Annotated in this window: 16 protein-coding genes; 5 read left to right on the plus strand and 11 right to left on the minus strand. The window is 76.3% G+C overall.

From position 1 onward, the window contains the following. Positions 1 to 2: 2 nt before the first annotated feature. The gene (locus RNC47_RS10155) at positions 3 to 1118 is read left to right on the plus strand and encodes a sensor histidine kinase (protein WP_311597536.1); all 1116 of its coding nucleotides are present in this window, start codon (positions 3 to 5) and stop codon (positions 1116 to 1118) included. After that, positions 1115 to 1783: a response regulator transcription factor gene (locus tag RNC47_RS10160; RefSeq protein ID WP_311597538.1), complete on the plus strand. Its 669-nt coding sequence runs from the start codon at positions 1115 to 1117 to the stop codon at positions 1781 to 1783. Before RNC47_RS10155 ends, RNC47_RS10160 begins: the two co-directional genes overlap by 4 nt. 23 nt (positions 1784 to 1806) lie before the next feature. Here the strand turns inward: RNC47_RS10160 and RNC47_RS10165 are convergent, their stop codons facing one another. Genes RNC47_RS10165 through RNC47_RS10175 form a run of 3 tightly spaced genes read right to left on the minus strand, consistent with a single transcriptional unit; the run spans position 1807 to position 4796 of the window. Continuing rightward, positions 1807 to 2730 (minus strand): GNAT family N-acetyltransferase, encoded by a 924-nt coding sequence (locus RNC47_RS10165; protein ID WP_311597540.1) that lies wholly within the window; start codon positions 2728 to 2730, stop codon positions 1807 to 1809. Positions 2731 to 2754: 24 nt separating this feature from the next. Beyond that, positions 2755 to 3507: a DUF72 domain-containing protein gene (locus RNC47_RS10170; protein ID WP_311597542.1), complete on the minus strand. Its 753-nt coding sequence runs from the start codon at positions 3505 to 3507 to the stop codon at positions 2755 to 2757. Beyond that, entirely contained in the window at positions 3495 to 4796 is a 1302-nt protein-coding gene (locus tag RNC47_RS10175) for a glycosyltransferase 87 family protein (RefSeq protein ID WP_311597544.1), read from the minus strand. The genes RNC47_RS10170 and RNC47_RS10175 overlap by 13 nt, the downstream gene beginning before the upstream one ends. 175 nt (positions 4797 to 4971) lie before the next feature. On the opposite strand from RNC47_RS10175, the gene RNC47_RS10180 reads away from it, so the two are divergent. Together RNC47_RS10180 and RNC47_RS10185 are read left to right on the plus strand one after the other, a co-directional pair. Beyond that, on the plus strand, positions 4972 to 5790 hold the full coding sequence (locus tag RNC47_RS10180; protein ID WP_311597546.1) for a polyprenol monophosphomannose synthase: 819 nt from the start codon (positions 4972 to 4974) through the stop codon (positions 5788 to 5790). A 3-nt stretch (positions 5791 to 5793) separates the two neighbouring features. Next, positions 5794 to 6984, plus strand: coding sequence for a hypothetical protein (locus tag RNC47_RS10185; RefSeq protein ID WP_311597547.1), 1191 nt, complete (start codon positions 5794 to 5796; stop codon positions 6982 to 6984). A gap of 7 nt (positions 6985 to 6991) precedes the next feature. Here RNC47_RS10185 and RNC47_RS10190 read toward each other — a convergent pair whose 3' ends face one another. The 8 genes from RNC47_RS10190 to RNC47_RS10225 all read right to left on the minus strand — a co-directional run bounded on the left by RNC47_RS10190 (position 6992) and on the right by RNC47_RS10225 (position 15581). After that, positions 6992 to 7867: a carbohydrate ABC transporter permease gene (locus RNC47_RS10190; protein ID WP_311597548.1), complete on the minus strand. Its 876-nt coding sequence runs from the start codon at positions 7865 to 7867 to the stop codon at positions 6992 to 6994. After that, positions 7864 to 8778, minus strand: coding sequence for a carbohydrate ABC transporter permease (locus RNC47_RS10195; protein ID WP_311597549.1), 915 nt, complete (start codon positions 8776 to 8778; stop codon positions 7864 to 7866). The genes RNC47_RS10190 and RNC47_RS10195 overlap by 4 nt, the downstream gene beginning before the upstream one ends. Then, positions 8775 to 10103, minus strand: a complete 1329-nt coding sequence (locus RNC47_RS10200) for an ABC transporter substrate-binding protein (protein WP_311597551.1) — start codon at positions 10101 to 10103, stop codon at positions 8775 to 8777. Before RNC47_RS10200 ends, RNC47_RS10195 begins: the two co-directional genes overlap by 4 nt. Before the next feature lie 84 nt (positions 10104 to 10187). Further along, a complete protein-coding gene (locus tag RNC47_RS10205; RefSeq protein WP_311597553.1) occupies positions 10188 to 10844 on the minus strand; it encodes an aspartate/glutamate racemase family protein in 657 nt (218 codons plus the stop codon). Between the two features lie 114 nt (positions 10845 to 10958). Beyond that, the gene (locus RNC47_RS10210; protein WP_311597554.1) at positions 10959 to 11963 is read right to left on the minus strand and encodes an NAD-dependent epimerase/dehydratase family protein; all 1005 of its coding nucleotides are present in this window, start codon (positions 11961 to 11963) and stop codon (positions 10959 to 10961) included. Then, entirely contained in the window at positions 11960 to 13594 is a 1635-nt protein-coding gene (locus RNC47_RS10215; protein WP_311597556.1) for an AMP-binding protein, read from the minus strand. Before RNC47_RS10215 ends, RNC47_RS10210 begins: the two co-directional genes overlap by 4 nt. Further along, a complete protein-coding gene (locus RNC47_RS10220) occupies positions 13591 to 14526 on the minus strand; it encodes an alpha/beta fold hydrolase (RefSeq protein ID WP_311597557.1) in 936 nt (311 codons plus the stop codon). Before RNC47_RS10220 ends, RNC47_RS10215 begins: the two co-directional genes overlap by 4 nt. Positions 14527 to 14552: 26 nt before the next feature. After that, a complete protein-coding gene (locus RNC47_RS10225) occupies positions 14553 to 15581 on the minus strand; it encodes a 3-oxoacyl-ACP synthase III family protein (RefSeq protein ID WP_311597559.1) in 1029 nt (342 codons plus the stop codon). Positions 15582 to 15729: 148 nt separating this feature from the next. Here RNC47_RS10225 and RNC47_RS10230 point away from each other — a divergent pair, with 148 nt between their 5' ends. Beyond that, a complete protein-coding gene (locus RNC47_RS10230) occupies positions 15730 to 23214 on the plus strand; it encodes an SDR family NAD(P)-dependent oxidoreductase (RefSeq protein ID WP_311597561.1) in 7485 nt (2494 codons plus the stop codon). The last annotated feature ends 3 nt before the right edge of the window (positions 23215 to 23217 follow it).

A 23217-nucleotide genomic window follows, 5' to 3' on the forward strand; every position in this document is an offset into this window, starting at 1 on the left:
GCATGGGCAGGGGACGGATCGGTGTCGTGGACTGGGCGATCGCCGTCGGCGTGGCCGCGATCCTGCTGGTCACCGGCGTCTCGGGGCAGGAGCCCGCGACGGGTCTCGACCCGCTCGGCCACGCGCTGCTGGCGGCCGGCGGCCTGGCACTGGCCGCGCGCCGCCGGGCGCCGGTCGCCGTGCTGGCCGTGACCGGGCTGTGCGCGGTGGGGTACCAGGCGGCCGGGTTCGACGTGCCCGTCGTCGCGTACCTGTTCGCGGTGTACGCGGCGGTGCGGGCGGGGCACCGCGCCGTCGTGGTGGGGGCCAGCGCGGCGATGCTGGCGGCGCTGCCCCTCGCGGCCCTCGTCTCCGGCCCCTACGACACGGGTGAGGCGTTCGCGCGGGCCCGGGGCGCCCTCGAACTGGCCTGGCTGATCGCCGCCGGCGCCGCGGGCGAGGCGCTGCGGCAGGCCGAGCGGCGGGCCGACGAGGCCGAGCGCACCCGGGAGGAGACGGCGCTGCGCCGCGCCAACGAGGAACGGCTGTGCATCGCACGGGAGTTGCACGACTCGCTCACCCACCAGATCTCGATCGTCAAGCTGCAGGCCGAGGTCGCCGTCCATGTGGCGCGCCGGCGGGGCGAGCGGGTGCCGGAGAGCCTGCTGGCGATCCAGGAGGCCGGACGTGAGGCGAGCCGGGAGCTGCGCGCGACCCTGGAGGCGCTGCGCGACGACGACACGGCCCCGCCGCGCGGGCTCGACCACGTACCGGACCTGGTCGAGCGGGCCCGTGCCTTCGGCCTGGACGCGTCGCTGACCATCGTGGGCCGGCGGCCCGCCGTGCCGGCCGCGGTGGATCGGACCGTCTACCGGATCGTCCAGGAGTCGCTCACCAACATCCACCGGCACGCGGACGCCGCCACCGCGTGGGTGCGGATCGACTGCCGCCCGGACGCCCTCGTGGTCCGCGTCGACGACGACGGCAGGGCCACGCCGGGCACGGCGCCCACGCCCGGCGTCGGGCTGCTGGGCATGCGGGAGCGCGTCACCGCCCTCGGCGGCCGGCTGCGCGCCGAGCCGCGCGGTGAGGGCGGCTTCACCGTGCACGCCGAACTCCCCGTGGGCCGGGCCTCGTGATCCGGGTGCTGCTGGTCGACGACCAGCCGCTGCTGCGCGGCGGCTTCCGCGCGCTCCTCGACCTGGAGGAGGACATCGAGGTGGTGGCCGAGGCCGCCGACGGTCGGGAGGGCCTGGCGCTGGCGAGGGAACACCAGCCCGACGTCGCGCTCGTCGACATCCGGATGCCGGTCGTCGACGGCATCGAGGCGACCCGGCGCATCGCCGGTGACCCGTCCCTGGCCGGGGTGCGCGTCGTCATCCTGACCAACTACGGCCTGGACGAGTACGTCTTCGACGCGCTGCGCGCCGGTGCGGCCGGATTCCTGGTCAAGGACATCCTCCCGGACGACTTCCTGCACGCGGTGCGGGTCGCCGCGCGCGGGGACGCGCTGCTGGCGCCGTCGATCACCCGCAAGCTCATCGAGCGGTACGTGGCCCAGCCGCTCACCACGGCCACCACGGCCGCCGGCACGCGCCTCGACGGGCTGACCAACCGGGAACGCGAGGCCGTCACCCTGGTCGCGCGGGGCCTGTCCAACGACCAGATCGCCGACCGCATGGTGATCAGCCCGATGACCGCGAAGACCCACGTCAACCGGGCGATGACCAAGCTCCACGCCCGGGACCGGGCGCAACTCGTCATCCTCGCCTACGAGTCGGGGCTGGTCGCCCCGGGCCGCTGACAGTCGCCGTCGCGCGGGCCGTTTCAGGCGGGCATCGGCTTGCGGTAGCGGACGAACTCCTCGGTGAGTTGGAAGCCGACGCTCTCATACAGCTCATACGCACGTTGTGGGCCGGCCAGGTTGGTCCAGAGGCGGATGTCGGTGTTCGCCGGGTGTCGGCGGCGGGCGTGGGTCAGGGCGTGGAGGAGCAGGGCGCGGCCGATGCCGCGGCGGCGGAAGGCGGGGTGGACGGAGAGTTCGGTGAGGTGGGGTGTGGGGGCGTGGGCGAGACCGGCGCAGCCGGCCAACTCGCTCCCTTGCCAGGCGGCGAGCCACGTCATGGAGGCGGCGCGGTCGATGAAGCGTCGGCGGGCGGCCGGGGTGCCGACGGGGATGGCGGGGCGGCCGTGGTAGGCGAGTTCGACGAGGTCCCAGAGGCGGCCGTGGTCCGTGGGGTCGGTGACGGGCCGGATCTCCGCCTCGGTGGATGGCGTCCCGGGGAGCGCCGCGTCCGCCGGCAGGCGGTACTCGCCGAGGCGGAGCGCGGGCGCGTAGCCGTGGTCGAGGAGGAGCGCCGTCGCGGCGGGTTCGGCGCGGGCGGCATTGGCGCCGAGGACGGTGGTCGTTGCGGTGGTGGCCAGCGCGTGGGCGCGGCGCTCGGCCCAGCCGAGCATGGTGGTGCCGATGCCTCGGCCGCGGTAGGCCGGGTGGAGGCGCCCGCGGTGGAGGATGACGCGGGTGCCGTCCTCCTCCAGCCAGGAGGTCAGGAAGACATGGCCGACCACCCGGCCGTCGGCCTCGACGACGCGCTGGTCGAGGCCGGCCAGCGCCGCGACGGCCTCCGCGTCGGGGAGGGGTTCCAGCACGGAGTGGAGGTCGCGGCCGTCGCGTTCGGCGGCGGCGCGGTGGACGGCCGCGACGGCGGCGTACTCGTCGACGGTGCCGCGGCAGCGGCGTAAGGCAGGCACGGCGCCCCATCGTAGGCGCGGCGGTCAGCCGGGAGGCGGCGGCGTCCGGCTCGTGATGCGGCGGAAGGTCGTCGCGTCGTGGACGGCCGCGCCGCCTGGGTCGTTGTTGAAGTAGGCGTACACGTCGGCCGCGTCGTCCGGGAACGCCTCGGTGACGCGCGCGGCCCAGGAGTCGAGGGCGCGGCGGCCGTACCGGGGCGGGGGCTGGGCGAGGCCGCCGTGGAAGCGCAGGTAGCCCCAGTCAGCCGTGCGCCACAGCGGGGTGACGGGGCGCGAGCCCCGGTCGGCCCAACAGAGTGCGGCCTCCCGCCGCTCAAGCACCGCGCGCAGGCCGCGTTCGGGCCCCCACCACGAGGGGTGGCGCGGCTCGACCGCGACCCGGACGGCGCGGGGGAAGCGGCGCAGGCAGGCGTCGAGCGAGGCGACGTCCTCCCGCAGGTGGGAGGGGAGTTGGAGCAGCACCGGGCCGAGGCGGTCGCCGAGTGGCTCGGCGCGGTCGAGGAGTCTGGCGACCGGCTCGGCGGGGTCGCGGAGCCGTTTCATGTGGGTGAGGTAGCGGCTGGCCTTGACCGCCATGACGAAGCCGGGCGGGGTCCGTGCGCGCCAGGCGGCGAACGTCTCGCGGGACGGCAGCCGGTAGAAGGCGTTGTTGTTCTCGACGGTGGCGAACCGTCGCGCGTACTCGGTCAGCCAGTCGCGCTGCGGAAGGCCTTGCGGGTAGAGCACGCCGCGCCAGTCCCGGTACTGCCAGCCGGAGGTGCCGATCAGGAGCGGCATCGGTCCCCCGGCACCTTCGCTCGCCAGGCCCGCAGGGCGAGCGCGCCGGTGGTGGCGAGCAGTGCGGCGCCGGCCAACGGGTAGGCGGCGGCGACGAGTTGTTGGGCCGCCGGCAGGTTCAGCTCGGGTCTGGTCTCGTCGTGCGGCAGCAGCCAGCTGGCGTAGGAGCAGCTGAGCAGTGCCGCGCCCCAGGCGCCGGTCCGCCAGGCGCGGTTCTCGCGCCGCTCGGCCTCGGTGAACAGCAGCAGGACGATCGGGATGGCCCACACCCAGTGGTGGGACCAGGAGACCGGGCTGACCAGCAGCGCGGTGACGGCGCAGCTGGTGGCGGCCCAGGCGGGCGCGTGTGGCAGCCGTTCGTCCGCGAGGAGGGCGGCGACGGCGACGGCGAGGCCGGCGATGCAGACGAGGACGGCGACGGGCAGCCACCAGTCGGGGAGGTCGCCGGTGTGCAGGGCCCTGGCGAGCACGCCGCGCAGCGACTGGTTGGCGGAGGCCTCGGCCGGTCCTACGCGGTCGCCGGCCAGCACGATGTCGGTCCAGTAGCGCCAGGAGTCGCGCGGCAGCACCAGCGCGGCGAGCGCTACGGTGCCGGCGAACGCGGCCCAGGCGCGGGTGGCGCGGCGCAGGTGGGGGTTGTCAGCGTGCTCGCCGTGCCGCGGCCGGCGGGCGGCGAGCAGGGCGCCGGCGACGGTCAGCAGCACGGCGAAGAGCCCGGGGGTCAGCTTGATGCCGGCGGCCACGCCGGTGGCCACGCCGGCCCAGCGGTGGTCGGGGCGGCGGGTGAGGTCCCACAGCAGCAGCACGACGAGCAGCAGGTTGATCTGGCCGTAGCGGATGGTCGCCCAGATCGGCTCGCACCAGACGGCGAGGGCGGCCACGACCAGCGGCGTGCCGCGCTCCCAGGCGGTGGGGCGGTGGCCGCCGACCAGCCGCAGCGAGAGGTGGGCGAGGGCGATCACCAGGCCGAGGTTGAGCAGGCAGACGGCGACCCGTATGGCGTCGACGCTCAGCAGGGTCAGCGGGACGAACAGCAGGGCGGCGAACGGCGGGTAGGTGGCGGGGAGTTCGTGCGCCGTGACGGCCAGGTCGTAGATCTCGGCCCCGGTGCGGGCGGCCCAGCCCTCGGCGCGGTACACGTCGAGGTCGCCCAGCGGGATGTCGAGGGCCACCTGGGCGAGCAGGCACAGCGTGAAGGAGAGCGCGCAGGCCGCGCCCGCGAGCAGCGGTGCGGCAGCCCGCACGCCGACCGCTCGCGGCTCCGGTTGGTTGCTTACGGCCGGAAACACGCGCGCCACCCTAGGGCGGCGGGGCGCGGCGCGCGGGCGGGTCGCGTCGAGTCTCCACCCGCCGGCCACCGGCATCACCCGTTCGCCACATATCACCCCTCTTCACCGTGCATCACACCTGAAGATGCATATGTTCCGATTTCCCGCTTTCAGGGTGCCGAGGGGCGTGAAGGACATGGCTGCTGCGCACGGGCGCTACCCGGACGAGCGGGCCGTCGCCGTCACCGTGGTGATGCCGACGTACAACGAGGCCGAGACGCTGCCGGTCGTCGCCGACGAGTTGCTGACCCTGCCGCTGCACGGGCTGCGGCTGCTGGTCGTCGACGACGCCAGCCCCGACGGCACGGGCCAGGTCGCCGACGAGCTGGCCGCGCGCCACCCCGAGCGGGTCCAGGTGCTGCACCGCGCCGGCAAGGACGGCCTCGGCCGGGCCTACGCGGCCGGCATGACCGCGGCCGTCGCGCAGGGCGCCGACTACGTGCTGCAGATGGACGCCGACGGCAGCCACCCCGTGCGCCACGTACCGCAGTTGGTGGGCAGCGCCCTGGCCACCGGCGCCGACCTGGTGGTCGGCAGCCGCTACGTGCCGGGCGGGCGGCTCGCCGCCGGGTGGCCCACCCACCGCCGGGTGCTCTCCCGCTGGGCCAACCGCTATGTCGACACCGTGCTGCGCACCGGACTGCGCGACATCACGGCCGGCTTCGCGCTGTGGCGGGCCCCGGTCGTCGCGGAGCTCGACCTGGAGCGGACCCGCAGCGCCGGCTACAGCTTCCAGATCGAGCTCAAACACGCGGCGGTGCGGGCCGGCCGCTCGGTGGTGGAGATCCCCATCCACTTCGAGGAACGCAGGCAGGGCGTCTCGAAGATGTCGGCCGCCGTCCAGTTGGAGGCCGCCCTGCTGCCGTGGCGGCTGCTGCTCGCCGGGGTGCCGCGTGGCGGCCTCGTCCTCGGCGGCCCACGGCGGCGTCCGAGGACGACGCGCGGGGCCCGGTGAGCCGTGGCCGTCGAACGGACCGCGCCCGCCGCCTCCCGCCCGGCTGCCGGGGCCGGGGCCGGGGCCGCTTGGCGCTTCGGCACGGCCCTGCGGGAGGCCACCCCGGCGCTGCTGACCTACGCCGCGGTCCGGGCCATCGGCCTCGTGGTGATGGGCGTCTGGATGGCGGCCGTGGACGAGAGCCCGCACCGCTTCCTCGCCGAGCGCTGGGACTCGCGGTGGTACGCGCGGATAGCCGAGGAGGGCTACGGCTACTCGTCGTACAGCAGCGGCCGGGACCATCCCGACCTGGCGTTCTTCCCGCTGCTGCCCGCCCTGGAGCGAGCGGTGACGGCCGTCCTCCCGATCTCGACCAACAACGCGGGCCTGGTGGTCGGTTGGACGGCCGGGCTCGCCGCGGCCTGGGGCATGTACGCGGTCGCCGCCCTCTCGCACCGGCGCGCGGTGGGGGTGGTGCTGGTGGCCCTGTGGGCCGCGCTGCCGACCGCCTACGTGCAGTCGATGGCGTACACCGAGACCCTGTTCACCGCCCTGGCGGCCTGGACCCTGCACGCCGTGCTGACCGACCGCTGGCGGCTGGTCGCGGTGCTCGCCTTCGCGGCCGGCCTCACCCGGCCGGCCGGCGTGGCGGTGGTGGCGGCCGTGTGGGTGGGCGGCGCCGCGGTGCTCCTGCGCCGGCGCGGCGGCGGCGACGCGCCGCCGCGCGGGCGGGTGTGGGGGGCCATGGCGCTGGCGCCGCTCGGCTGGCTCGGCTACGTCGCGTGGGTGTCGGTGCGACGGGGCAGCCCCACCGGCTACTTCGACGTGCAGAAGGAGTGGGGCAACGGCTTCGACGGCGGCCGGGCGTTCGTCGGCTTCATGGCGGACATGGTGCGGGTCGATCCACTCCACGGGCTGCTGCTGTTGACGGTCGCCGCGGCGCTCCTGGTCCTGCTGGTGGCGTGCGTGCGGCAGCGGCAGCCGCTGCCGCTGCTCGCCTACACGGCCGTGATCGCCGTGACCGCCCTGGTCAGCGGCGGCTACTTCACCTCGCGCCCCCGGCTGTTGATGCCCGCCTTCCCGCTCCTGCTGCCGCTGGCCGCCCTGTTGACGCGGCTGCCACGCGCGGCGACCGCGGGACTGCTGACGGCCGCCGCCGTCGGCTCCGGCGCGTACGGCACCTGGTTCGTGCTGGGTCAGATGGGGCCGCCGTGACGCGGGCCTACCCCTTGACCGCGCCGTCCGTCAGGCCGGAGAGCACCGCGCGGCGGAAGACCAGGACCAGCAGCGCGACCGGCACGGTGGCGGCCATCGCGGCGGCGAAGATCACGCCGTAGGGCACCTGGTAGCGGTCACCGTAGATGGCGATGCCGACCGGGATGGTGCGGAAGTCGTTCTCGCTGTTGAGGGTGAGCGCCATCAGGAACTCGGTCCAGGTCGCGGCGAACGTGAAGACGCCGGCCGTGAACAGCGCCGGCCCGGCCTGCGGCAGGATCACCGAGCGCAGGGTGCGGACGACGCTGGCGCCGTCGATCGTCGCCGCCTCCTCCAGCTCCCGGGGCAGGTCGAGCATCGAGTTCCGCAACATCCAGATGGCGAACGGCAGATGGAAGGCGACATAGGGGATGATCAGTCCGCCGTGGCTGTTGAGCAGGCCGAGTTCGCGCTCCACCAGGTAGAGCGGGGTCACCACGGCGATCACCGGGAACACCGAGATCATCAGCAGCCCGACCATCACCGGGCCCCGGCCGCGCATCGGCAGCCGGGCGAGCGCGTAGCCCGCGAACAGCGCGAGGCCCAGCACGATGACGGTCGAACTCACGCACACCGCGACGCTGTTGAACAAATAGCGGTCCATGTCGGCGGCGTCCAGCGCGTGCCGGTAGTTGTCGAGCGTCGGGTCCTCGGGGAACAGGGTGGGCGGCGAGGCCCCCGCCTCCACCGGCGACTTGAAGGAGGTCACCGCCATCCAGTACAGCGGCGCCGCCGTCAGCACCACGAGCACCAGGCCGCCGACGGTCACCGGGTTGAGGTAGCGCCGCACGCCCGTCCTGCGCCGCCCGCGACCGCGCCCACGCCCACGCCCGCGTCCGCTCATGCCGTGCTCCCCTCGCCCGCCTCGTCCACGTGCGATCTGAAGGCCCGCAGGAACAATAGGCAACAGCCGAGCACCAGCAGCCCGGTGGCGGTGGCGACGGCCGCCCCCATCCCCATGTTCAGGTCCTGGAACAGCGCCTTGTAGCCGAGCATCGCCAGCGACTGGGTGGCGGTGCCCGGGCCGCCCTGGGTGAGCACGAACGGCAGGTCGAAGATGCCGAACGCCTGGAGCACGCGGAACAGCACGGCCACCACCATCACCGGGCGCAGCGCGGGCAGCACCACGCTGACGAAGGTGCGCCACGCGCCCGCGCCGTCCACCTCCGCCGCCTCGTACCGCTCGGCCGGGATCCGGACCAGACCGGCCAGCACGATGACGGCGACGAACGGCGTGGTCTTCCAGATGTCGGCCACGGCCATCGCGGTGATCGCCGGCGCCGGGGTGCCGAGGATCACCGGCGGCTCGTCGAGGAACAGGCCGAGGCCCCAGGTGACCGCGCCATAGGTGGCGTTGTAGAGGTAGCCCCACAGCTGCGCGGAGACGACGGTGATCATCGACCAGGGGATGAGGAGCAGCGCCAACAGCCAGCCGCGGCCCACCTCCAGACGGTCCAGCAGCACCGCCACCGCGATGCCGAGGACCAGTTCGACGGCGACCGTGACCAGCGTGTAGCCGACGGTGAAGACCAGCGCCTCCCGCCATGCCGAACTCGCCAGCATGGTGGTGTAGTTGGCGAGGGTCCACTCCTCCACGCGCAGCCCGTCGTAGGTGAGCGAGACCTGCGTGAAGCTGATCGCGATCGAGTAGACGACGGGGAAGATCGTCACGGCGGCGACCACCACGAGCGCCGGGAGGGTGAACAGCCACCCCGTGCGGGCGCGGCGCCTGGTCAGGCTCGGCACGTCGCTCACAGCGCGTTGCCCTCCAGGGCGTCCGCGATGCCGGCCCTGGCGCGTTCCAGCGCCTCGGTCGGCGAGGCGCCCCCGCTGAGCACGGTGTTGACCTCCGTGTAGAGGGCCTTGCTGACCTGCGGGTAGTGCGGGGACCTGGTGGGCCTCGGCACCAGCCGGACCTCGTCGGCCAGGGCGGTCACCGGGGTCGGGGAGCGGCGCGCCTCGGCGCCGGCGCGCACGGCGCTCAGCGCCGGCAGGTAGGCCGTGTTCCTGACCATGATCACCTGTGCCTCCTCCTCGGCGCAGAACCGGGCGAACGCGACGGCGGCGCCCGGGTTCTCGGAGTGCGGGTTGACGAAGTTGCACCAGCCGCCGAGGCAGCCGTTGCCGCTCCCGGCCGCGCCCTCGAAGCCGGGGCGCGGCACCACGCCGACCCGGCCGGCGACGGGCGAGTCCGGCGCCTCCACCACGCCCCACACATAGGCCCAGTTGCGCAGGAAGACGGCCCGGCCGCCGACGAACGCGTCGGTGGAGTCCTGCTCGCGGAAGGTGCCGACGGCGCGCGGCGTGACGCCGTCCGCGACCAGGTCGCGCAGGAACGTCAGGGCACGCTCGCCCGAGCGGCCGCCGAGCGTGACCCGGGTGCCCTCGGCGTTCAGGATCTCGCCGCCCGCGTCGGCCACGAACTCGGCGACGTTGGCGGTCAGTCCCTCGTAGACGGCGCCCTGGAAGACCAGCCCGTACTCCGCGTCGCCGGCCCGCTGGACGGTCCTGGCCGCCACCGTCAACTCCTCCCAGCTGGCCGGCACGTCGAGGCCGTGCCGGTCCAACAGGTCACGCCGGTAGAACAGATACGCCTGGTCGGCGAAGAAGGGGAAGGCGTAGGTGTCGTCCCGGTAGCCGAGCGCGTGCACCAACGACTCCGGGTAGGCCCGCCAGTAGTCCTCGCCGACCACCTCGTCCAGCGGCAGCGCCAGCGCGTTGTGGGCGAACTGCGCGGGCCAGGCGACGTCCCCCATGTAGAGGTCGGGCGAGGCGGCGCCGCTGGCGACGGCGGTGGAGAGCACGGACCGGGAGATGTCGGTGACGGCGGGCGCGTCCACGGTGGTCACCGTGATGTTGGGGTGCCTGCTGCGGAACGCCTCGATCAGCAGCCGCCGCAGGTCGTCGCCGTCGTTGGTGGCCATGGGGAACGACCACCAGCGCACGGTGGCCTCGCCCCGGGGCACCTCCGCCGCCCGCGCCAGGTCGGGCGCGCCGCCGCTCCCGGCGCCGCAACCGGCCAGCGCCGCCAGGCCGAGGCCGGTGCCGGCGCCCAGGAGGCTTCTGCGTCTCAACGACATGCAGCACGACTTCCCTGTGCTCCATGTGAGGTAACACCCCATCCGGTGAGGGACGGTGAGGGACCCGCGAACGCCCGGTGCGGGTCAGAGCGACGAGGCGAGCAGCCCGGCGGCACGCACCGCGTCGACCACGGGCACCCCGAACCGCTCCCGCAGCTCGGCGCCGATGCCGATGGTGGTGAGGCCGGTGCAGGCCAGCAGCAGCACGTCGGCGCCCGCGTCGACCAGCAGCCGCGCCGAGTCGACGGTCGCCCCGCGGCCCGCCGGCTCCAGCAGGTCGGTGGTGCGGCGCACCCCGGCGGGCCGCTCGGCGCCCACGAACCGCTCGCCGAGCAGCGCGCGCACGGCGGGCGGCGCGCCCTCGGTGATGCCGATGACCCCGACCCGGGTCCCCAGCCCGAGCGCCACCCCGGCCGCCGCCGAGCCGGCGCCGATGACCGGCACCGGAACGGCCCGCCGCACCGGTTCGAGGGCCGGGTCGGCGGCGCAGCTGATCACGACCGCGCGCGCCCCGTCCGCGACCAGTTCCTCGGCCAGCGCGACGATCTTCGGCTCGGCCCGGCGCTCCGACTCCTCGTCGTGGATGCCGTGCGGCTGGTCGGGGATGGCGCGGGAGACGGTGGCGAACCCGTACTCCTGCTCCATGACGCGCCCGTGCGTCGCCACGAACTCCGGGTCCGCGCTGGTGAGCACCCGGATCACGCCGACGGGACCTGGCGGGGTGGGCGACGTGGCGGCCATGGCGCTCCTCGGGGCGGCGGGACGGTGACAGGGCGGTGCCCGGCGACCACCTTCCCGCCGCGATTGCGGCATTCGCAACTGTTTCTCGTTATGAGAGATGCCAGGTGCGCCCCCTCAGCTGGCCGTGCCGCCGTCGGCCATCAGCCGGGACATGCCCTCGGTGAGGCTGATCGGCGGCGTGAACCCGAGGTCCCGCCGGGCGGCCGTGATGTCGAACCAGTGCGGGTGGACCAGCTCCTGCACCAGGAAGCGGCTCGGCCCGTGGGTGGAGGTGGCGCGCAGCAGCCGGGCGGCCAGCTCGGCGGCCGCCGCGGCGGCGTGCACCACGGGGGGCGGCACGGCGAACCACTCCACCCGGTGTCCGGCGGCCCGCAGCAGCAGGGCGGCCACGGTGCGCAGCGGGGCCGGCTCGCCCTGGGTGACGAAGTAGGCGCGCCCGCCGACGGGATGGCGCCGGTGGAGGAGGTCGAGCGCCAGCAGGTGGGCGTGGGCCGCGGTGCGCACATGGGTGGTGTCGATCAGGTTGGCCCCGCTGCCCGGCATCAGCAGGCGGCCGCCGCGCACCGCGCGGGCCAGCGCGGGCAGGAGGTGTGGATCGCCCGGGCCCCAGATCAGGTGGGGGCGCAGCGAGACGGTGGCGAGCTCAGGGGCGTCGGCCGCCAGGACCAGGGCCTCGGCCGTGGCCTTGGTGCGCGGGTAGGCGGCGAGGTGCCGGGTGGGGTAGGGGGCGGTCTCGTCGACGCCCGCGAGGCCGCCGGGCCGGAAGACGACGCTGGCGGTCGAGGTGTACACCAGGGTGGGCACGCCCTGGGCCCGGCACTGTTCGACGACGTGGCGGGTGCCGAGGACGTTGGTGGCCCAGTAGGGGCCGGCCGGGCCGCTGACGCCGGCCAGGGCGGCGTTGTGGACGACCGCGTCGCAGCCGGCGACGGCCCGGGCGACGGCGTCGCGGTCGGCCAGGTCGCCCCGGTGCTGGCGGACGCCGAGCCGGTCCAGGGCGGCGCTCGGACGGCGGCTGAGCGAGACGGTCTCGGTGCCGCGGGCGACGAGCTGGCGGCAGATCTCGCCGCCGAGGAAGCCGCTGCCGCCGGTGACCAGCACCCTCGACGGGCCGCTCACCGCGCCCCCCGCGCCGTGCGGCCGGCGGCCCAGGCGGCCAACAGCACCCGGTTGATCTTGGAGTTGTGCCGGATGTCGGTCGGGAATCGTCCCGGATGGACCAGCACCGAGGCGATCCGGCGGCCCTCCGGCAGCGCGTCCAGGACGCCGCGCAGCCGGCGCAGCGCCATGGCCCGGCCAGCCCTGTCGCCGCGCCCTCGCGCCAACTCCACGCAGAGCACCGGTCGTTGGGCCCCGGCGGGGCCGACGCCGACCAGCGCGGTGCGGCGCACGCCCGGCACCGCGTCGCAGGCGGCCTCCACGCCCTCGGTGGTGAGGACGAAGCCGGCGCCGACGACCCGATGGGCGCGGCGGCCGTGGAACCACAGGCGCCCCTCGGCGTCGAGGCGGCCCATGTCGCCGGTGCGGTGCAGCAGCCCCCGCTCGGTGACGATCTTGGCGGCGGCGGTGGCCCCGGGGCGCGCGTGGTAGGCGGGGCTGACGTTCGGCCCGGAGACCGCGATCTCGCCCACCCCGCCCTCGTCCGCCTCCAGCACCTGGATCTCGACGCCGGGCACCGCCCGACCCAGGCAGGTGCCGGCGCCCACGCCGCCCGGCGGTGCGGCGGCGAGCTCCCGCGCGCCGACGGCGCTGATGGGCAGGCACTCGGTGGCGCCGTACGCGCTGACCACCTCGGCCTCCGGCGGCAGCACGGCGCGCAGCGCCTCGACGAGCCCGGCGCGCAGCGGCGCGCCGAAGGACACCACCCGCCGCACCGAGGGCCAGCCGAGCGAACGCCGGGCACAGTGGTCGGCGAGCAGCCCGAGGACGGCGGGCGAGGCGGCCACCACGGCGGGGCGGTGCTCGAGCAGCGGGCGCAGCAGGCGGTGGGCCGGGGTGCGGGCCGGCGCCCGGTGGTTGACGGCCGGGGCGACGGTCGGCACGCCGAGGGCGGGGCCGAAGAGGGCGAAGGGCAGGAAGCCGGAGAGCAGCACCCCGCCGGGCGGCACGGCCAGCACCGCGCCGAGGGCGTCCAGCTGCCCGGCGAGCGTGCCGTACCGGTACTCGACGCCCTTGGGGGTGCCGGTGGAGCCCGAGGTGAACGCGATCATCGCCAACTCGCCGGCCGGTGGCTCGGGAACGTCGAACGCGGGTCCGCCGCCCTCGGGCACCAGCACCGGCAGCGGCCTCCCGAGCCTGCCCAGCCCCCCGAACCTCCCGAGCCCGGGCAGCGCGCGGCGGCCGGTGACCAGGGCGGTGTGCGCGTGGCCCCTGGCCCAGCCGAGAACGCGGCGCGCCAGGTGCGCCAGCGGCTCTCCGACGAACACCTGCGGGGCGAGCTCGCGCAGGCAGAACCGCAGTTCGTCCCTGGGCAACCCGGGGTCGACCAGGACGGGGACCGCCCCGACGGAGAGCAGGCCGTAGACGACCGCGACCATCTCGTACGGGTCGCGGGTCATGGTGACGGCCAGGTGGCCGCGGCGGACGCCGGCCTCGGACAGGGCCTCGGCGGTGGTCCGGCAGCCCTCGGCGAGCTGGGCGACGCTGATCGAGCGGGTCGAGCCGTCCCGGCGGCCGGGCAGCAGCGCGGCGCCCTCGGGGCGCTGCTCGACGAGGCGCGCCACCCGGGCGAAGAGCCCCTGGTCGCTCATGGCCGACCCGCCGTGGCGAGGAACTCCCGCAGGTGGCCGCCGAGTTCGTCGGCGGCGTCCTCCATCAGGAAGTGACCGGCGTCGGGGTAGCGGTGGACCCGGGCCTCGGGGTACCGGCGGATCCACTCGTCGAGCACCGGCTGCGTGAAGACGGGGTCGCGCATCCCCCAGCCGACGAACATCGGCAGCCCGGCGAGGCCCTCGGCGGTCTCCTCGAGCAACTGCCAGGCGTCGTCGTCCCGGCCGCGCGGGATGGCCCTGACGTGGTCGACGACGGCCCGGCGGTCGCGCCGGTGCGCGTAGGGCAGGAGGTAGGCGCGCCGCTCGGCCGCGCCCAGCCGGCCGGCCACGCCGCGGCGCACGGCGGCGCGCGGGAAGGCGTTGGTGGCGTGCGCGAGGCCCGCGACCAGCCGGCTGTCCCTGATCCAGCGCAGCGGGCGGGGCAGCCGGTGGCCCGGCGGCCAGCGGAAGCCGATCGTGTTGAGCACGGCGAGCCGGCTGACCACCCCCGGGTTGCGCAGCGTCCAGGCCAGGCCGAACGGCCCGCCCCAGTCGTGCAGGACGAGACCCCAGCCCCGGGCCGGCAGCCCTCCGTCCCCGGTGAGGTGGGCGAACAGGGCGTGGAGGTGGGCGAGATGGTGCCAGAGCCGGCCGGCCGGGTCCGCGGGGGCCGGGAAGCGCGGGGAGAGCCCGAGGCCGGGCAGGTCGGGGACGACGCAGCGGAACTCGGGGGTCAGGGCCGGCAGCAGCCGGCGCCAGGCGTAGCTCCAGGCCGGGTTGCCGTGGAGCAGCAGGACCGGGGGGCCGTCGCCGACGTCCAGGTAGTGCTGGCCGGTGGCGGGGACGCGCCGCCAGCGGTCGGGCGCGGGGTAGCCGGGCAGCCGCTCGGGCGCGAGGTCGGGCGCCGGCCGGCTGTACGGGGTGAACGTCATCGTGGTCTTCTCCCGTCGGTCCCGGACTAGAGCCGGATCAGCGCGAGTCCGAAGCTGAAGCCGCTGGCCATGCCGAGGAGCGCCACGGTGTCGCCCGGCTCGACGCGGCTGGTCTCCATGGCCCTGACCAGTTGCAGGGGCAGGGAGGCGGCCGCGCAGTTGCCGTGCTCGGCGATGGTGGGCAGGCAACGGTCGGCGGGCAGGCCGAGCTTGTCGATCGTCTCGTGGAACTGCTGGGTCGTGATCTGGTGGAAGGCGACGAACGCGGCCTCCCTGGCGGCCTCGATCTCGGGCCCGGCCCGCTCCAGGACCCACGGCACGCTGTCCAGGGCCGCGTTCCGCAGCAGGTCGCCGTTGAGCCGGATGTAGGTGGGCTCGTCGTCCACCGGGCGGAAGTTCCGCGAGCCGCCGGCCTCCACGGTGCAGGCGTCCCAGGCCGACGAGTCGGCGCCGAAGGCCATGCTCAGCACGCCCGGGTCGCCGGCGCCGGCGGGGCCGGCGGTCAGCAGCAGCGCCGCTCCGGCGTCGGAGACCGTGTATCCGGGCATGGCGCGGATCAGCGCCTCGTGGTCGGGGACCCGCCACCTGGCCACGTCGGTGGTGGTCTCCCCACAGGTGATCAGCACGGTGCGGTAGCGGCCGGCGGCGATCAGGGCGGCGGCCGTCTCCATCGCGTTGAGCACGCTGTTGCACGCGTTCTTGACGTCGAAGACGGGGCAGCGGACGCCGAGTTCGGCGGCCACGACGTGCGCGGTGGCGGGCTCGGCGAGGTCCTGGCAGGTGGCCGCGAACAGCAGCAGGTCGACCTCTCCCACGGCCGCCCCCGCGGCGTCGAGCGCCTTGCGGGCGGCGGCCACCGCCAGGTCGGACGCCTGCGTGCCCGGCTCCCGCACGTGCACGCCGCGCACCCCGGTGAGGTCCTCGATCAGCCCGGGCGGGGGCACATAGGCGCCGCCGGAGGCGGCGATCCGCTCCCGCGTCTCGCTCACGGTGCGGTACCTGGGCGGCAGATGGACGGCGGTGGCGACCAGACGGGCGCGCGGGACAGCAGGCATCAGGCCACGGTAATGCGACCAATCCCCAATGAGACTTTCTCTCTTGATATATCACCTGATAGAGGTAAATCTCGCTTGGCCGCCGCCGGTTCGGGTAATCCGGACGAAGGCGGTGACACCGCCCGAGCCACGACGGGAGGGGCTGGCATTGGACCAGGAGAGCGAGGCGGTGGCCGTGGTGGGCGCCGGCTGCCGGCTGCCCGGCGGCGTCGTCGACCTGGCCGGCCTCTGGACGACGCTGCTCGACGGTCGCCATGTCGTCGGCGAGATCCCGGAGAACCGTTTCGACCGGGCCAGGTTCGTGGATCCGGGCGCCCGGCGACCCGGCCGGGGCTACTCGGGCGTCGGCGGCTTCCTCGACGACATCACCTCCTTCGACGCCGGGTACTTCGGCATCTCCCCCAGGGAGGCGGCGGGGATCGACCCGCAGCAGCGGCTGCTGCTGGAGACGGCCGTCGAGGCGCTGGACGACGCGGGCATCCCGGCCGAGTCGTTGGCCGGCTCGGACACCTGCGTCTTCGTCGGCGCGTCCGACACCACCCATCTCCAGTTCCAGCTCGCCATCGGCGAGCACGTCAGCCCCTTCACCATGACCGGCGGCGCGCTCGCCATCACCGCCAACCGGCTGTCGTACTTCCTCGACCTGCGCGGCCCCAGCATGGCGATCGACACGGCCTGTTCCTCCGCGCTGGTCGCGATCGACCGCGCCTGCCAGGCCCTGGCCGCCGGCACCAGCCGCACCGCCCTGGCCGGCGGGGTCAACGTGCTGCTCAGCCCGGCCGGGTTCACGGGCTTCTCGCACGCCGAGATGCTGTCGCGCCGCGGCCGGTGCGCGGCCTTCTCGGCCGAGGCCGACGGCTTCGTGCGGGCCGAGGGCGCGGGCGTCGTCGTCCTCAAGCGGCTGGCCGACGCGTTGGCCGACGGCGACCGGGTGCACGCGGTGATCGCCGCCACCGGCGCCAACTGCGACGGCCGCACCCGGGGCCTGGCGATGCCCAGTTCCCGGGCGCAGGAGGCGCTGCTGCGCGCGGTCTACGAGCGGGCCGGCGTGGGCCCCGACGACCTGGTGTACTTCGAGGCGCACGGCACCGGCACGCTGGTCGGGGATCCGGCCGAGGCGGCCGCGGTCGGGCGGGCGTTGGGGCGGCACCGGGAGCGCGGGCCGCTGCCGATCGGCTCGGTCAAGTCCAACCTCGGCCACCTGGAGCCGGCGGCCGGCGTCGCGGGCCTGTTCAAGGCGCTGCTGGTGCTGCGGCACCGCCTCGCCCCGGCCACGCTGCACGCCACCCCGCTCAACCCGGCGATCGACTTCGCCGGCCTCGGCCTGGCACCCACCGTGGAGCCCGTCGAGCTGCCGGGGACGACGCGCGCCGCGGTCGGGGTCAACTCCTTCGGCTTCGGCGGCGCCAACGCCCACGTGGTACTCACCCCGCCGCCGCCGGCCCCCCGGGCGCCGCACCCCGGGCACGGGCGGCTGCCCGTGGTGGTCTCGGCGCGCTCGGCGAACGCCCTGCGCGAGCTCGCCGCCCGCGTCTCCGCGCGGCTGCGGTCGGCGCCCGCCGAGGAGTTCCACGACCTGGCGCACACCAGCACCCTGCGGCGCGCCGCCCATCCGCACCGCGCGGCCGTGCTGGCGGACGATCCGCGGGCGGCGGCCGAGGAGTTGGACCGGCTGTTCGCCGACGAGCCGGCGCGCGGGGCACGGGTCCACCGCGCCGACCGGGCGGCGGTCTGCTTCGTCTACTCGGGGAACGGCTCGCAGTGGCCCGGCATGGCCGCCGACCTGCTGGCCGCCGAGCCCGTCTTCCGGGCCGCGGTCGACGAGGCCGACGCGGCCCTGGCCCCGCACCTGGGCTGGTCGGTCGCCAAGGAGCTGGCGGAGCCCGACCCGGCCCGCTGGCGGCGCACCGAGGTGGCCCAACCGGCACTGTTCGCCGTGCAGTCGGGGCTGACGGCGGTGCTGCGGGCCGCCGGCGTGCGGCCGGCGGTCGTCCTGGGGCACAGCGTGGGCGAGGTGGCCGCCGCGCACGCCGCCGGGGCGCTCTCCCTGGAGCAGGCGGCCCTGGTGATCGCCGAGCGCGGCCGGGTCCAGGGCGCCACGGCGGGCGGCGGCCGGATGGCCGCGGTGGGCCTCGGGGAGTCGGCCGCCCGCGCGGCGCTGGCCCGCCACGGCGGCGCCCTGGAGCTGGCCGGCGTCAACGGCGAGCGGGACGTGACGGTGGCCGGCGACGCCGACGCGTTGGCCGCGCTCGGCGCCGAGTTGGCCGAGGCGGGCGTCTTCTTCCGCGAGCTCGACCTGGACTACGCCTTCCACAGCCGGGCCATGGACCCGATCGCGGCCCCGCTGCGGGCCGCGCTCGCCGGGCTCGCCCCGACCGCCGCCCGGGTGCCGTTCGTCTCGACCGTCACCGGATCGCCGCTCCCCGGCGGCGAGTTGACCGGCGGCTACTGGTGGCGCAACGTGCGCGAGCCCGTCCGGTTCGCCGAGGCGGTGGCCCATGTCCTCGCCGAGCGGGCCGACATCCTGGTCGAGATCGGCCCGCACCCGGTGCTCGGCCCCTACCTGCGCCGCACCGACGCCTGCCACGTGCCGACCCTCCGCCGCGCGGGCGACGGCCCCCGGGAGCTGGCGGCGGCGGTCGCGGCCCTGCTCGCCGCGGGCGGCGAGGTGGACTGGTCGGTCCACTTCCCCCGTGCCGGCCGGGTCGTGGACCTGCCGGCCTACCCCTGGCAGCGGGAGCGCCACTGGCACGGCTCCCCGCGGGACCACGTGGTGCGCACCAGCGGCAGCGGGCTCCTGGACCATCCGCTGCTCGGCGAGCGGCTGCCGGCGCCACACCCGGTGTGGGAAGGCCAGGTGGAGCCGCAGTTGGTGCCGTGGCTCGGCGACCACGTGGTGGGTGGGGCGGTGCTGATGCCGGCCGCCGGCTATGTCGAGATGGCGCTGGCCGCCGGGCGCCTCGCCTTCGGCGCGGCGGCCGAGGTCCGCCACCTGCGGATCGTCAGGCCGCTCCCGCTGGGCTGGCCAGAACCGGCCGGCGCCCGGCTCCAGACGGCCGTCACCCCGGACGACGGCACGCTGAGCATCAGCGCCAGTGAGGGCCGCGGCGCGGAGCGGCAGCCGGTGGCGCGGGCCCAGGTCCGGGCGCTGCTCGGTGATCCGCCGCCCCCGATCGACCCGGCCGCGGCGCGCGAGCGCTGCCGCCGACCGGTGGCCGCCGCCGCGCACTACGCGGCCTGTGACCGCCTCGGCCTCGGCTACGGGCCGGCCTTCCGGCCGCTGCGGGAGCTGTGGTCGGGGGACGGCGAGGTGCTCGCGGGCTACCGGTTCGAGGGTTCGGTGGCCGGCTACCAGGCCCATCCGGTGGTGGTGGACGCGGCCCTGCAGGCGGGCCTGCCGCTGCTCGACGACCGCGGCCCGGCCGACGCGGCGTTCCTGCCCACCGGGTTCGACGCCGTGCGGGTGTGGCGCTCCCCCGCCGCGTCCGGGCTGCTGCTGGTGCGCGAGCGGAGCCGCACCGCGCAGGAGGTGTGCTGGGACGTCACCGTCGCCGACGAGGACGGGCGGGTGTCCTTCGAGGTGGCGGGCTGCCGGCTGCGGCGGCTGCCCGGTCTCGACCGGGCGCCGCTGACGGTGCGGCGCACGGTGCTGCGCGCGGCCCCGCTCCCGGGCGCCGCCGACCCGGCGCCGCCGCTGCCCTCGCCCGCCGAGCTGGTCGCGGCGGCGGGCCAGCGGATCGACGCGCTGCGCGGCGCGCTCGAAAGCGGCGGGCACGCCGGCTTCCGCGCGGCCGCCCTCGACGTCACGGCGCGGTGCTGGGCGGCGGCGCTCGCCGGCCTGCTGCCCGAGCCCGGCGCGCCGTTCACCATGCCGGAGCTCGTCGCCGGCGGGCTGCTGCCCCAGCACCGCCGGCTGGCGCGGGTGCTGCTGCCGCTGCTGGCCCGGCACGGCCTGGCGACCGAACTGCCCGACGGGCGCTGGCGGTTGGCGGCCGGGCCGCCGCCGGACACCGCCGGGCCGCTGCGCCGGCTGCTGCTCGACCACCCCGCGTCGGCCGCGGAGGCCGGGCTGCTGACCCGCCAACTCCAGCACCTGCCGGCCCTGTTGCGCGGCGCCGCCGACCCGGCCGAACTGTTGGCCGCCGAGCGCGCCAGGGTCGAGCAGTTCCACGACGTCGGCCCCATGAGCCGCTTCACCCACGGCGTCCTCAGGTCCGTGGTGACGGAGGTGGTGCGGCACTGGCCGGCCGACCGGCCGCTGCGGGTGCTGGAGCTCGGTGCCGGGAGCGGCGGACTCGCCGCCGCCCTGCTTCCCGTGCTGCCGCCCGAGCGCACCAGGTACACACTGACCGACGCCTCGGCCAGCGCCCTCTCCCGCGCCCGACACCGGCTCGCCGCCCACGACTTCGTCGACCACCTGACCTTCGACCCGGGCGCCGAGCAGACCCCCGGGGGCCTGCCGGCCGGCGGCTTCGACCTGGTGGTCGCCGCCCACGCGCTGCGCCGGGCCACCGACCTGGCCGCCACCCTGCGGCGGATCGGCCGGCTGCTGGCCGACGGCGGCCGGCTGCTCGCGGTCGAGTCGGACGAACTGGTGCCGCTGGCCGCGCTCTTCGGCACGCTCGACGCGTTCTGGCAGCGCGGCGACCAGGCGCTGCGCCCCGAGTCGCCGCTGCTCGCCGGCGAGGCGTGGCCGCCCCTGTTGGAGCGGTGCGGCTTCGACGGCGTCGTCCGCGTCACCGCCAACGCCGGCCCCGGCGGCGGCTGTTCGGTGCTGGTCGCCTCCGGCGGCCGGCGGGCCACCGCCGAGCGGACCGGGACCGAACCGGCCGCACCGCCACGCGTCCGAGCCGGCGCCGGCTGGCTGGTGGCCGCCGAGACCACGGAGGAGGAGCCGCTGGCCCGGGAGTTGGCCGCGCTGCTCGACGGCGCGGTGGTCCCCTACGGGGGATGGCCCGAGCCGCCGTCGCTGGCGCTGGCCGAGCCATCCACCGCGCCGCCGGCCACCGACGGCCCGGCGACCACCGGGGGGCCGGCCGCCGGGCAATCGTCGGTCGTCGGAGGACCGGCCGTCGTCCTCCTGCTCGGCGAGGCCGACGCGAGGGACGACGCCGACGGAACCGCCGCGTTGACCACCCGGCGCGCCTCCGCGCTCCGGGCACTGACCGACAGGCCGCTCGGCGATACCGGCGGAGCCGCCACCGTCTGCCTGGTCACCCGGCCCAGCGGGCTGTTCCCGGCGCCCGAGCGGCCCGCCCAGCCGGCCGACGCGGCGATCTGGGGCGTGGCCCGCACCCTGGCGAACGAGCGGCCGGATCTCACGGTCCGCCGGATCAGCCTGGACCGGCGCGGCGATCCGGCGGCCGACGCCCGCCGCCTCGCCGCCGAGTTGCTCTCCCCGGACGCCCAAGCCGAGGACGAGGTGGTCCTCACCAGGGGCGGCCGCTTCGTGCCCCGGGAGACCGAGCGGCCCGCTGGCGAGCCGGCCGTCCCGGCCGACCCAGGGCGCTGCTTCACGCTGACGGTCCACGATCCGGGGCCCGGCTACCGGCTCGCCTGGCGGGAGCGCGCCCGGCCCCGCCCCGGCCCGGGCGAGATCCTGATCGCGGTGCGGGCCGCCGCGTTGAACTACCGGGACACCCTCCAGGCCAACGGTCTGCTGCCCGCCGAGGCCGTGGAGTCCACGCCGACCGCCGCCGGGCTCGGCATGGAGTGCGCCGGCGTCATCACCGAGGTCGGTCCCGGCGTCACCGGCTGGGCCCCGGGCGACCGGGTCTTCGGCCTCGCCGCCGCCTCGCTCGCCTCGCACGCCGTGGCCTCCGCGCACGCGGTGGGCGCGATCCCGGCGGGCATGAGCGACGCGGCGGCGGCCACCCTGCCGGTGGTGCTCGGCACGGTCCACCACAGCCTGGCCCGGCAGGCCAGGCTGGCGCCCGGCGAGACGGTGCTGGTGCACGGCGGCGCCGGCGGCATCGGCCTCGCCGTGCTGCAGCACGCGGAGGCGTGCGGGGCCCGGGTGATCGCCACCGCGGGCACCGAGGCCAAGCGCGACCTGCTGCGGGCCCTGGGCGTGGAGCACGTCCTCGACTCCCGCACCCTGGAGTTCGCCCCGCGGGTCCACGAGCTGACGGGCGGCCGGGGCGTCGACGTGGTGGTCAACTCGCTGAGCGGCGAGGCGCTCGCCCGCAGCCTCGAACTACTGCGCCCGGGCGGCCGGTTCGTGGAGCTCGGCAAGCAGGACTTCCTGCGGAACACGCCGCTCGCCCTGCGTCCCTTCCTGCACAACCTGGCGTTCTTCGGCGTCGACCTCGCCGCCCTGACCCAGGACCCGGCCTTCACCGGGCCGCTGCTCGCCGCCGTCGCCGACGGGCTGCGGTCCGGTGCCTACCGGCCGCTGCCGCACACCGTCTACCCGGCGGCCCGGGTGGCGGAGGCGTTCCGGCTGCTCCAGCACTCCCGGCACGTCGGCAAGGTGGTGGTCTCCTTCGACCCGCTCGACGGCCCGGTGCCCGTGGCGGCGGCGCCGGCCGCGCTCACGCTCGACCCGGACGGCAGCTATCTGGTCACCGGCGGCCTCGGCGGATTCGGCGCGGCCGTCGCCGAGTTCCTGGCCGACCGCGGCGCCCGCCACCTGGCGCTGGTGAGCCGGCGCGGCGCGGCGGCGCCCGAGGCCGCGGCGGTGCTCGGGCGGCTCGCGGCGCGTGGCGTGGTGGCCACCCCGTTCGCGGCCGACGTGACCGACGAGGCGGCCATGGCGCGGGTGATCGCGGCCGTCGACGGCGGCGGCCACCGGCTGCGCGGCGTGGTGCACGGCGCGATGCTGCTGCGCGACGCGCCGCTCGCGGAGCTGTCCGACGACGACGTCCGCGCGGTGCTCGCCCCCAAGGCGGCCGGCGCCGCCGTGCTGCACCGGCTCACCGCCGACCGGGAGGTGGACCTGTTCCTGCTGTGCTCCTCGGTGACCGCGGCCGTCGGAAACCTCGGCCAGGCGCCGTACGTCGGGGGCAACGCCTACCTGGAGGCCCTGGCCAGGGCACGCCGGGCGGCCGGCCACGCCGGCACGGCCATCGCCTGGGGCCCGATCGCCGAGGCCGGCTTCGTCGCCCGCCACGAGCTCGGCGCCACCATGGCCGGCCTCGGCTTCACGCCCCTCCCGCCGGCCGAGGCCCTGACCGCGGTCGAGCCGCTGCTCGCCGCCGGGGCCGCCGGGCCACCCGTCGCCGGCGTCGGCCGCCACGACTGGGCCCGCACCCGCCGCCTGCTGCCCCTCCTCGCCACCCCGCGCTTCACACACCTCGTGCCGCCGGGCGCCGCCGAGGCGGAGGACGGCCGTGCGGAGCTGTTGCGCTCACTGGCCGCCATGCCCCGGGACGACGCGGAGCGCGCCATCACCGACGAACTGGCCGGGCTCCTCGCCACCGTCCTGCACGCCGACCGCGCCGAGCTCTCCCCGGACCGCCGCCTGGAAGAGCTCGGCATGGACTCGCTGATGAGCGCCGAGTTCCTGATCCGGGCCAGGGAGCGGTTCGACATCCGGGTCTCCCCCACCGAGCTGATCGGCGCCGGCCGCGACCTGCGGCACCTGGCCCGCCTCGTCCACCAGCGGCTCGGCACCCACCCGGCGGAAGCCTGAGCC

It is taken from the genome of Streptomyces millisiae (genome assembly GCF_031845425.1).
Classification (GTDB): domain Bacteria; phylum Actinomycetota; class Actinomycetes; order Streptomycetales; family Streptomycetaceae; genus Streptomyces; species Streptomyces millisiae.